This is a genomic window from Amycolatopsis sp. cmx-4-83, assembly GCF_046548815.1.
Taxonomy (GTDB): domain Bacteria; phylum Actinomycetota; class Actinomycetes; order Mycobacteriales; family Pseudonocardiaceae; genus Amycolatopsis; species Amycolatopsis pretoriensis_A.
Genome location: NZ_JAEBEF010000019.1, coordinates 199040 through 209432 on the forward strand (window position 1 = coordinate 199040; position 10393 = coordinate 209432).

The following is a 10393-nucleotide window of genomic DNA, read 5'->3' on the forward strand; positions in this document are numbered from 1 at the left end:
GTTCGGGCGCGGGTGCCGACGCGGGGTGATCTCCGCTACAGCTTCGCGGCCTCCGCGGCCAGCTTCTCGATCGTCGCGGGTTCGAGCGACGCCGTCAGCCACGAACCGCCGATGCAGCCGACGTTCGGCAGCGCCAGGTACGAAGGCGCGGACGCCACCGTGATCCCGCCGGTCGGGCAGAACTTCAGCGACGGCAACGGGCCCGCGATCGACTTCAGGTACGCGACGCCGCCGGACGCCTCCGCCGGGAAGAACTTCAGCGCCGAAAGCCCGCGCTCGGCCAGCCGCATCGCCTCGGACACGGTGCTCGCGCCGGGCAGGAACGGCAGCCCGGTCTCGAAGCACGCGTCGACGACCGCGTCGGTGCAGCCCGGCGTCACGAGGAACTTCGCGCCGGCGTCGGCGGCCTGCTTCGCGTGCTCCGGCGCGGTGACGGTGCCGGCGCCGATGACGATGTCCGGCACCTCCGCGGCGACGCGCTCGATCGCCGACAGCGCCGCCGGGGTGCGCAGGGTCAGCTCGATGACCCCGATCCCGCCGGCGAGCAGGGCCCGGGCCGTGGGCACCGCGTCGGCGGCGTCGTCGATCACCACGACGGGCATCACGGGGGACAGCGCGAGCAGGTCCTGACCGGTGGTCACTGACCGACCTCCTGGATTTCCAGAGTGTGCGTGGGCATTCCGAAGTGCTCCGGCGTCAAGGGCCCGAACACCGAAGCACCCTGGTCAGCGGGGCCGACGGCACGGCGCAACGCGGCGAACAGCTCTCGGCCGGTGCCGGTCCAGGATGCTTCGGACGGCGGTCCGTCCACAAGCTCACGGCGGGCGAGTTCTTCGTCACCGGTGAGCACGTCGAGCGAACCGGCGGCGGCGTCCAGCCGGACGACGTCGCCGTCGGCGATGCGCGCGATCGGGCCGCCCGCCGCGGCTTCCGGCGTCACCTGGATCGCGGCCGGGATCTTGCCCGAAGCGCCCGACATGCGGCCGTCGGTGAGCAACGCCACCCGGTGCCCGCGGTCCATCAGCACGCCCAGCGCCGGGGTCAGGCCGTGCAGCTCCGGCATGCCGTTGGCCCGCGGACCCTGCTGCCGGATCACCACGACGACGTCGCGGTCGAGCTCGCCGGCCTGGAACGCGGCCGTGAACGCCTCCTGCGTGGTGAACACCCGGGCCGGCGCCTCGACGACCCGGTGCTCCGGCGCCACCGCCGACACCTTGACCACCGCGCGGCCGAGGTTGCCTTCGACCATCCTCAGCCCGCCGTCCGCGGCGAAGGGGCGCCACACCGGGCGCAGCACCTCTTCGTCGAGGCTGCGGGTCGGCACGTCGCGCCAGACCAGCTCGCCGTCGGACAGGATCGGCTCGGCGCGGTAGCGGTGCAGCCCGAACCCGGCGACCGTGTGCACGTCCTCGTGCAGCAGGCCCGCGTCGAGCAGCGTGCCGACCAGGAACTGGATGCCGCCGGCGGCGTGGAAGTGGTTGATGTCCGCGCTGCCGTTCGGGTACACCCGCGCCAGCAGCGGCACGATCGCCGAGAGGTCGGAGAAGTCGTCCCAGGTCAGCTGGATGCCCGCGGCGGCGGCGATCGCGACCAGGTGCATCGTGTGGTTGGTCGAGCCGCCGGTGGCGAGCAGCGCGATGACGCCGTTGACGAACGCCTTCTCGTCGAGGATCCGCGAGACCGGCGTGTACTCCTCGCCGCGCGAGATCGCGACGGCCCGGCGTCCGGCCTCCTCGGTGAGCGCCCGGCGCAGGGGAGAACCCGGCTGGACGAAGCTGGCGCCGGGCAGGTGCAGGCCCATCACCTCGACGACCATCTGGTTCGAGTTGGCGGTGCCGTAGAACGTGCACGTGCCGGCCGAGTGGTACGACGCCGCTTCGGCGTCGAGGAGGTCTTCGCGGGTCGCGAGCCCCTCCGCGTACAGCTGCCGGACGCGCGCCTTCTCCTTGTTCGGCAGCCCGGAGTTCATCGGGCCGGCCGGGACCAGCAGCGCCGGCAGGTGCCCGAACGACAGGGCGCCGATCAGCAGGCCGGGCACGATCTTGTCGCAGACGCCCAGCAGCAGGCTTGCGTCGAACATGTCGTGCGACAGCGCGATCGCCGTCGACATCGCGATGACTTCGCGGCTGAACAGGGACAGCTCCATGCCGGCGCGGCCCTGGGTGATGCCGTCGCACATGGCCGGGACGCCGCCGGCGAACTGGGCGACGCCGCCCGCTTCGCGCACGGACTTCTTCAGCCAGGCCGGGTACTCCTGCATCGGCTGGTGCGCCGAAAGCATGTCGTTGTAGGACGAGACGATCGCGACGCCGGGGGCGCGCGCGGCCCGCAGGGCGGCCTTGTCGACGCCGTCCATCGCGGCGAACCCGTGGGCCAGGTTGCTGCACGCGAGACCGCGGCGGACCGGGCCTTCTTCGTGCGCGGCGGCCATGCGGGCGAGGTAGGCGCCGCGGGTCGCGGCACTGCGGCTCGCGATGCGCTCGGTGACGTCGGCGACGACTCGGTGCAGCTTCGTGGTGGGGGCGGGGCTCATGTCCGGCTCCGGATCACTGGTGTGTGGTGGTCCGCGGGACGGCAACGCTGACGCCTCAGGGTCGTGACCCTGGCCACACTACCTCGGGAAAACGCCGAATCAAAATCGATTCAGAAGATCGACCCGCGTGACCCCGATCACCCCGCGAACCGTTAGTGTGCTAGTTGTCACACTGCACGACGCGCGGCAAAGCCGTAGGGGCGAACGCTCGCCCGGCCGGTTCCCTGTCGGCCCCACCACCACGGGAGGCATGATGTCCACCTCCGAGATCGCCGAGCTGCGGCGAACCATCGGCCAGCTCCGGCAGTGCGTCGGCGCACTGCGCTCTCGTTACGGCGACGCTTCGGCGGTGCGCCGGCTCGCGAACGACGTGGAGCGCCTCGACATCGACATCGCGGACCTCGACGGCACGCCCTTGGCCGTGCCCGCGCAGGCGAAGGCCGCCGAGCGTGTCCCGGTACCCGACACCCCCTACGACCCGGCGCTCTGGCACGGCGCCGATGACGAAGGCGTCGGCGGCTACAAGCGCGACCAGCGGTGAGCGCACCGGCTGACAACGGCGTCGGCACCGGCGTCCGGTCCCCGAAGCGGGCCCGGATCGCCGAGCGCACCCTCCGCACGGACCGGTGGTGGCTCCAGCCGCTGCTGACCGTGCTCGGACTGTCGGCGTTCATCATCTACGCGACGGTCCGCTCGTTCGTGCGCACCGCGTACTGGGTGCCCGAATACCACTACCTGACGCCGTTCTACTCGCCCTGCCTGTCCACGTCCTGCGTCGAGGGCTCGAGCCACTTCGGCCACTGGTTCGGCGACCTGCCGGGGTTCATCCCGCTCGGCTTCGTCGTGCTGCCGTTCCTGCTCGGGTTCCGCCTGACCTGCTACTACTACCGCAAGGCCTACTACCGGGCGGTGTGGTTCTCCCCGCCCGCGTGCGCCGTCGCGGAACCGAAGGCGAAGTACACCGGCGAGACGCGCCTGCCGCTGATCATCCAGAACGTCCACCGCTACTTCTTCTACGTCGCGCTGGTCGTCTCGCTGATCAACACCTACGACGCGATCACCGCGTTCCACGGGAAGACCGACGGCTTCGGCTTCGGGCTGGGCAACATCGTCCTGCTGGCCAACGTCGTCCTGCTCTGGGCCTACACGCTTTCCTGCCACTCGTGCCGGCACGTCACCGGGGGCAGGCTGAAGCACTTCTCCAAGCACCCGGTGCGGTACTGGATCTGGACCAAGGTCTCGAAACTCAACACCCGCCACATGGCGCTGGCCTGGACAACGCTCGGCACGCTGGTGCTGACCGACTTCTACGTCATGCTCGTGGCCAGCGGGGCGATCTCCGACCTGAGATTCGTGAACTAGTCTCCGCCCCCTCCCGACAACGACGTCCCCATTTCCGAGGTGGAATTCCTACATGACCGAGGTCGAACGGCACAGCTACGACGTGGTGGTGATCGGTGCCGGCGGTGCCGGCCTGCGCGCGGTGATCGAAGCCAGAGAACGCGGCTTCCGCGTGGCGGTCGTGTGCAAGTCCCTGTTCGGCAAGGCGCACACGGTGATGGCCGAGGGCGGCTGCGCGGCGTCGATGGGCAACGCGAACTCGAACGACAACTGGCAGGTCCACTTCCGCGACACCATGCGCGGCGGGAAGTTCCTCAACAACTGGCGGATGGCCGAGCTGCACGCCAAGGAGGCGCCGGACCGCGTCTGGGAGCTCGAGACCTACGGCGCCCTGTTCGACCGCACCGCGGACGGGCGGATCAGCCAGCGCAACTTCGGCGGGCACACGTACCCGCGGCTCGCGCACGTCGGTGACCGCACCGGGCTCGAGCTGATCCGCACGATGCAGCAGAAGATCGTTTCGCTGCAGCAGGAGGACTTCAAGGAGACCGGCGACTACGAGGCGAAGATCAAGGTCTTCGCCGAGTGCACGGTCACCGAGCTGCTCACCACCGACGGGAAGATCGCCGGCGCGTTCGGCTACTGGCGCGAGAGCGGGCGGTTCATCCTCTTCGAGGCGCCCGCGGTCGTGCTCGCCACCGGCGGCATCGGCAAGTCGTTCAAGGTGACGTCGAACTCGTGGGAGTACACCGGCGACGGCCACGCGCTGGCCCTGCGCGCGGGCGCGAAGCTGATCAACATGGAGTTCGTCCAGTTCCACCCGACCGGGATGGTCTGGCCGCCGAGCGTCAAGGGCATCCTCGTCACCGAGGGCGTGCGCGGAGACGGCGGCGTGCTCAAGAACTCCGAGGGCAAGCGGTTCATGTTCGAGTACGTGCCGGACGTCTTCAAGGGCCAGTACGCGGAAAGCGAAGACGAAGCCGACCGCTGGTACACCGACCAGGAGAGCAACCGCCGCACGCCGGACCTGCTGCCCCGCGACGAGGTCGCCCGCGCGATCAACTCCGAGGTCAAGGAGAACCGCGGGTCCCCGCACGGCGGCGTCTTCCTCGACATCGCGAGCCGGCTGCCGGCCGAGGAGATCAAGAAGCGGCTGCCCTCGATGTACCACCAGTTCAAGGAACTGGCGGACGTCGACATCACGGCCGAGCCGATGGAAGTCGGCCCGACCTGCCACTACGTCATGGGCGGCATCGAGGTCGACCCGGACACGGCCGGGGCGAGCGTGCCCGGCCTGTTCGCCGCCGGCGAGTGCTCGGGCGGCATGCACGGGTCCAACCGGCTCGGCGGCAACTCGCTGTCGGACCTGCTGGTGTTCGGCCGCCGCGCGGGGCTCGGCGCGGCCGAGTACGTGGACGGCCTCGGTGACCGGCCGGCCGTCGCGCAGTCCGATGTGGACGCCGCGGCGAAGATGGCGCTCGCGCCGTTCGACCCGCCCGCGGGTGCGTCGGCCGAGAACCCGTACACCCTGCACACCGAACTGCAGCAGTCGATGAACGACCTGGTCGGCATCATCCGCAAGGCCGGCGAAATCGAGCAGGCGCTGGAGAAGCTGGGCGAGCTGCGGCAGCGGATCCTGCGCGTCACGGTCGAAGGGCACCGGCAGTTCAACCCCGGCTGGCACCTCGCGATCGACCTGCGCAACATGCTGATGGTCAGCGAGTGCGTCGCGAAGGCCGCGCTGACACGGACCGAGAGCCGCGGCGGGCACACGCGCGACGACTTCCCGGGCATGGACGCCGAGTGGCGGCACAAGCTGCTGGTGTGCTCGGCTTCGGACGGGGACAACCCGGTCGTCCCGGACATCGGCGTCGAGGTGAAGGAGCAGGTGCCGCTGCGGCAGGACCTGCTGGAGCTGTTCGAATTCGGCGAACTCGGGAAGTACTACACCGACGACGAGCTCGAAGCGCACCCCGGGAGCAAAGCATGAGCTACAAGGCGAGTTTCCGGGTGTGGCGCGGCGACGACACCGGCGGCGGGTTGCAGGACTTCACGGTGGAGGTGAACGAGGGCGAGGTCGTCCTCGACATCATCCACCGGCTGCAGGCCACCCAGGCGTCGGACCTCGCGGTGCGCTGGAACTGCAAGGCGGGCAAGTGCGGCTCGTGCTCGGCGGAGATCAACGGCAAGCCGCGGCTGCTGTGCATGACGCGGATGTCGACGTTCACCGAGGAAGAGGTGATCACGGTGACGCCGATGCGGACGTTCCCGGTGATCCGCGACCTCGTCACCGACGTGTCCTTCAACTACACGAAGGCGCGGGAGATCCCGTCGTTCACCCCGCCCGCGGACCTCAAGCCCGGTGAGTACCGGATGCAGCAGGTGGACGTCGAGCGCTCGCAGGAGTTCCGCAAGTGCATCGAGTGCTTCCTGTGCCAGAACACCTGCCACGTGGTGCGCGACCACGAGGAGAACAAGGAAGCCTTCGCCGGGCCGCGGTACCTGATGCGCATCGCGGAGCTGGAGATGCACCCGCTCGACGTCGCGGACCGGCGTGACGCGGCCCAGGAGGAGCACGGCCTCGGCTACTGCAACATCACCAAGTGCTGCAGCGAGGTCTGCCCGGAAGGCATCCACATCACCGACAACGCGCTCATCCCGATGAAGGAGCGCGTCGCGGACCGCAAGTACGACCCGATCGTCTGGCTGGGCAACAAGCTGTTCCGCCGCGACAAGTGAGGTGACCCGCCTGGCATGGTGGGGGCATGGAGATCGTGTCCCCACCGCCGTCCGGCCTCGCTTCGGCCGGGGAGATCGCCGACCTGGTCAACCTCGTCTACGCCGAGTCGGAGAAGGGGCTCTGGCGGGAGAGCACCGACCGGACCTCCGCTGACGAGGTCGGCGCGTTCGTGCGGGCCGGGGAGATCGCCGTCGCTTCGGTGGACGGCGCTCTCGCCGGTTCGGTCCGCGTCCGGCGGCTCGACGACGAGACCGGCGAATTCGGCATGCTCGCCGCCGATCCCGCCCGGCGCGGGGCCGGGGTCGGGCGGGAGCTGGTGCGCTTCGCCGAGCGGACGTGCCGGGATGCCGGCTGCCGCGAGATGCAGCTGGAGCTGCTCGTGCCGCGGGAGTGGACGCACCCGTCCAAGCAGTTCCTCGCCGAGTGGTACGCCCGGCTCGGCTACCGCGTGACGCACCGCGCCGACCTCGCCGAGGACTACCCGCACCTCGCGCCTTCGCTCGCGACGCCGTGCGACTTCCTGATCTACCGCAAGGACCTGGCGTGACGCTGCTCGCCGGGGCGCACGTCTTCGACCCCGACACCGGCGACGTCGTCCGGGCCGACGTCCGGCTCGACGGGGCCCGGATCGCCGAGGTCGGCCCGGGCCTCGACGGCGACGGGCGTGTCGACTGCTCGGGCGGGCTGCTGATCCCCGGGCTCATCGACTGCCACGTGCACGTCGCCTTCCCGCGGCCCGAGCCGTTGCCGCGCAGCGCGCGAATCCTCGAAGCCGTGCCGGTGCTGCGCGGCTTGCTGGCGCGCGGGATCACCACGGTGCGGGACGCCTGGGGTGCCGACGCCGGGTTCAAGCACGCGCTGCGCGAAGGCTGGATCGACGGGCCCGACCTGCTGGTCAGCCTCCGCCAGCTGTCGCCGACCGGCGGGCTCGGCGACAGCTGGGACCCGCCCGCGGGCACGGTCGACAACTTCGGCGACCCGTCCTTGCCGGACCCGGTGTTCGACGGGCCCGACGCGGCCCGGGCGGCCGTCCGCCGCATGGTGCGCGCAGGCGCCGACTGGATCAAGGTCGGCGCCGGCGGCGCCCTGCGGGCCGTGCGCGAGGGCACGGACGTCCGGCCGGCCGACGACGAGCTCACCGCCCTGGTCGACGAGGCCCGCCGCACCGGCCGGGACGTCCTGGCCCACGCGCACACCGCCGAGTCGGTCACCTCGGCGGCCCGCGCCGGTGCCCGCAGCATCGAGCACGGCACGTTCCTCGACGACGACGCCGTGGCCGCACTGGCGAACGCCTGGTACGTGCCGACGCTCTCGCCGATCAGCGACAGCGAATTCGCCGAAACGCACCGCCGATCACTGCGCCTCGCGGCGGAAGCGGGCATCCCGATCGCCGCCGGTTCGGACCTCGCTCCCCGTCCCCATGTCGACTTGACGACCGAGCTCCGCCTCCTGGCCGCGGTGCTCGGCCCCGCGGCCGCCTTGAAGGCGGCGACCGCCGAGGCCGCCCGCCTGCTGAGGCTGGAGCACGACCGAGGCCGGCTCGAGGTGGGGTTGCGTGCCGATGTGGTGCTGCTCGACGGCACGGACCTGGACGTGACCGACCTGCCCACCCGGATCCGGGCGGTCTGGCACGACGGCAACCGGGTCGGCTAGGTGTTCTGTCCAGGGGAGGTCGCGACCGTGGCGACAGGTGATCGGATGCTCTGGGGGTGCGGGAGGATCTCCGGTGCCGAGGTGGATCGCGGCATCCGGGATGACTGACCGCTCATCCCGCGCGCTGACCGGCCCGGACCGGACACCTGCCCGGCTCGTACGGCGAGTCCTCGAAGTCCGGCCGGTCCGGCGATCGGGAAAGGCCGGGTTCAGCCCGCCATGACGTCGAACTCCTCGGCCAGCCGGACCAGGAACGCCCGGGACTCGTGCTCCGACAGGGCAATCTGTTCTAGCCGCGTGCGCAGGACGTAAAAGGCTTCGACCGCCACGCGTTCGTCGATGAACAGCCCGGCCGCGAAGGTCTCTTCGTAGGCCACCGGCGGGTGTTCGGCGAACTCGAGGATCGTGAACCGGCTGCCGACCAGGTGGTACGGCGGTGCGGAAGCGGGGACGACGCGGATGGTGCAGTGCGGGAGGTTGGTGGCCAGCACCAGGTACTGCAACTGTTCGTGCATCAGCGCCGGGTCGCGCAGGACCGACCGCAAGGTGTGCTCGTACACGAAGTAGAGGCACTGCGGCGGGTTCCGGCGCTGCAGCAGCTGTTGCCGGTCGATCCTCGCCTGGACGAGGGCCTTGAGCCGATCCGTGGTGTACCGGCCGGACAGCTCGTAGACCGAGCGCACGTAGTCTTCGGTCTGGAGCATGCCCGGCAGGGCCATCGGGCTGTTCGAGATCACCGCGGTCGCCAGGTTTTCCTGGATGATCAGCGACTTCATCGGGTCGACGAGCTTGTCGAAGTACGGCCGCACCCAGTACAGCTCGCTCGGCGGCCGGGTCAGGTGCAGCAGCCGGTCGCGTTCGGACGCGTTGGTTCCGCAGTGGGCCAGGTAGATCGCCGCGTCGATCGGCGAGATCCGGCGGCCGTTCTCCCAGCCGGACACCTTCGACGCCGACCAGTGGGCGCGCCGGGCTACCTCGCGCAGCGACATTTGTCTCGCCTCGCGCTGGGTTTTCAGCTCGACACCCATCTCCCGGGTGCGCACCGTGCTCTTTTCGGTCATGCCCCGCACGTTAAAGGCAAGCACCGACAAAACGGCTTCTGCCACGCAGCGGTTCACCGGAAGGGATGTTGCTGTTCTGCCTGTGTGACAACGGGTTCCGGTCGCGAAGCGCTGCGAAGCAGCTTCGCACAATGAAGCGTGCTTCGCACCTTCGCTAAGTAGCGCGGGCATTAATGGCGTCCATTTCGGGAATCGTACGAGGCGACGGCCGGGATGTCACCGGCCGACGCGATCCGGGTGCCCGAGTGGTTCGCCGAGAACGCCGGAGCGCGTGGTGGTTGACTGCCCGCATGGCTGAACCGAAACCGCGGGACCTGGCCGCGTTGCTGCTGGCTCTCACCGTCGTCACCGGTGTCGTCGACGCCGTCAGCTTTCTCGGGCTCGGGCGCGTCTTCGTCGCCAACATGACCGGGAACGTCGTCTTCCTCGGGTTCGCCGCGGCGGGGGAGACGACGCTGTCCGTGCTCGCCTCGCTGACGGCCGTGCTGGCGTTCCTCGGGGGCGCCCTCGCCGGCGGGCGGCTGGGGCGGGCGGGGGACGACTACGACACCCTCCGGCGGGCCACCGCGGTGCAGGCGGGGCTGATCGCCGTCGCCGTCGTGCTGTCCGCGACGCTCGGCAGCGGTACGCGGCTGGGCAGCGAGCTGCTGATCGTCGTGCTCGGGCTGGCGATGGGGCTGCAGAACGCGGCCGTCCGGCGGATCGGGGCGCCCGATCTGACCACGACCGTGCTGACCATGACGCTGACCGGCTTCGCGGCCGATTCGAAGGCCGCCGGCGGGGCCGGGGCGCACCCGATGCGGAAGGTCGCCGCCGTGGGGGCGATGCTCGCGGGGGCGCTCGGGGGCGGGGTGCTCCAGCTGCACGTCGCCATGTGGACCGCGCTGACGCTCGCCCTGGTGCTCGTGCTGGCCGTGGCGGCGGTGCTGCAGACCGGGGCTAGCTGTATTGGCCATGGAGGTTGGGTACGGGGCGACACGTGATCGGATGATCTTGGTGTGAGGGAGGGCCTCCGGGTTCGGTGTGGATTGCGACGTCTACACCGATCAACGGAGGCCCTCGTGA

General features: G+C 70.4%; 10 protein-coding genes. 7 read left to right on the forward strand and 3 right to left on the reverse strand.

Annotation, left to right across the window (positions count from 1 at the left end):
• Positions 1 to 35: 35 nt before the first annotated feature.
• Together eda and edd are read right to left on the reverse strand one after the other, a co-directional pair.
• A complete protein-coding gene (gene eda, locus ACLJQM_RS43835; protein ID WP_247012284.1) occupies positions 36 to 641 on the reverse strand; it encodes a bifunctional 4-hydroxy-2-oxoglutarate aldolase/2-dehydro-3-deoxy-phosphogluconate aldolase in 606 nt (201 codons plus the stop codon).
• Complete coding sequence (gene edd, locus ACLJQM_RS43840) at positions 638 to 2533, reverse strand: phosphogluconate dehydratase (RefSeq protein WP_247012282.1); 1896 nt, start codon at positions 2531 to 2533, stop codon at positions 638 to 640. The genes eda and edd overlap by 4 nt, the downstream gene beginning before the upstream one ends.
• Before the next feature lie 253 nt (positions 2534 to 2786).
• On the opposite strand from edd, the gene ACLJQM_RS43845 reads away from it, so the two are divergent.
• The 6 genes from ACLJQM_RS43845 to ACLJQM_RS43870 are packed head-to-tail and all read left to right on the forward strand — an operon-like array spanning position 2787 to position 8267.
• Entirely contained in the window at positions 2787 to 3074 is a 288-nt protein-coding gene (locus ACLJQM_RS43845; RefSeq protein ID WP_360767430.1) for a hypothetical protein, read from the forward strand.
• Positions 3071 to 3895, forward strand: a complete 825-nt coding sequence (locus ACLJQM_RS43850; RefSeq protein WP_410636144.1) for a hypothetical protein — start codon at positions 3071 to 3073, stop codon at positions 3893 to 3895. The genes ACLJQM_RS43845 and ACLJQM_RS43850 overlap by 4 nt, the downstream gene beginning before the upstream one ends.
• Positions 3896 to 3947: 52 nt before the next feature.
• The gene (locus ACLJQM_RS43855; protein WP_360766542.1) at positions 3948 to 5864 is read left to right on the forward strand and encodes a fumarate reductase/succinate dehydrogenase flavoprotein subunit; all 1917 of its coding nucleotides are present in this window, start codon (positions 3948 to 3950) and stop codon (positions 5862 to 5864) included.
• A complete protein-coding gene (locus ACLJQM_RS43860) occupies positions 5861 to 6613 on the forward strand; it encodes a succinate dehydrogenase/fumarate reductase iron-sulfur subunit (protein WP_247012277.1) in 753 nt (250 codons plus the stop codon). Before ACLJQM_RS43855 ends, ACLJQM_RS43860 begins: the two co-directional genes overlap by 4 nt.
• Positions 6614 to 6639: 26 nt before the next feature.
• Positions 6640 to 7161 carry a GNAT family N-acetyltransferase gene (locus tag ACLJQM_RS43865; RefSeq protein WP_410636145.1) on the forward strand — a complete coding sequence of 174 codons (522 nt, stop codon included), beginning with the start codon at positions 6640 to 6642 and terminating at the stop codon, positions 7159 to 7161.
• Entirely contained in the window at positions 7158 to 8267 is a 1110-nt protein-coding gene (locus tag ACLJQM_RS43870; protein ID WP_410636146.1) for an amidohydrolase family protein, read from the forward strand. The genes ACLJQM_RS43865 and ACLJQM_RS43870 overlap by 4 nt, the downstream gene beginning before the upstream one ends.
• A gap of 209 nt (positions 8268 to 8476) precedes the next feature.
• Here the strand turns inward: ACLJQM_RS43870 and ACLJQM_RS43875 are convergent, their stop codons facing one another.
• On the reverse strand, positions 8477 to 9328 hold the full coding sequence (locus ACLJQM_RS43875) for a helix-turn-helix domain-containing protein (protein WP_247012272.1): 852 nt from the start codon (positions 9326 to 9328) through the stop codon (positions 8477 to 8479).
• Positions 9329 to 9618: 290 nt separating this feature from the next.
• On the opposite strand from ACLJQM_RS43875, the gene ACLJQM_RS43880 reads away from it, so the two are divergent.
• Complete coding sequence (locus ACLJQM_RS43880) at positions 9619 to 10311, forward strand: YoaK family protein (protein ID WP_410636147.1); 693 nt, start codon at positions 9619 to 9621, stop codon at positions 10309 to 10311.
• The last annotated feature ends 82 nt before the right edge of the window (positions 10312 to 10393 follow it).

What these genes read in the sequence shown, in the direction of transcription:
- ACLJQM_RS43865 (WP_410636145.1), top strand. Translation starts at nt 6,640, where the DNA reads ATGGAGATCGTGTCCCCACCGCCGTCCGGCCTCGCTTCGGCCGGGGAG.
- ACLJQM_RS43880 (WP_410636147.1), top strand. Translation starts at nt 9,619, where the DNA reads ATGGCTGAACCGAAACCGCGGGACCTGGCCGCGTTGCTGCTGGCTCTC.
- edd (WP_247012282.1), bottom strand. Translation starts at nt 2,533, where the DNA reads ATGAGCCCCGCCCCCACCACGAAGCTGCACCGAGTCGTCGCCGACGTC.
- ACLJQM_RS43845 (WP_360767430.1), top strand. Translation starts at nt 2,787, where the DNA reads ATGTCCACCTCCGAGATCGCCGAGCTGCGGCGAACCATCGGCCAGCTC.
- ACLJQM_RS43860 (WP_247012277.1), top strand. Translation starts at nt 5,861, where the DNA reads ATGAGCTACAAGGCGAGTTTCCGGGTGTGGCGCGGCGACGACACCGGC.
- ACLJQM_RS43875 (WP_247012272.1), bottom strand. Translation starts at nt 9,328, where the DNA reads ATGACCGAAAAGAGCACGGTGCGCACCCGGGAGATGGGTGTCGAGCTG.
- ACLJQM_RS43855 (WP_360766542.1), top strand. Translation starts at nt 3,948, where the DNA reads ATGACCGAGGTCGAACGGCACAGCTACGACGTGGTGGTGATCGGTGCC.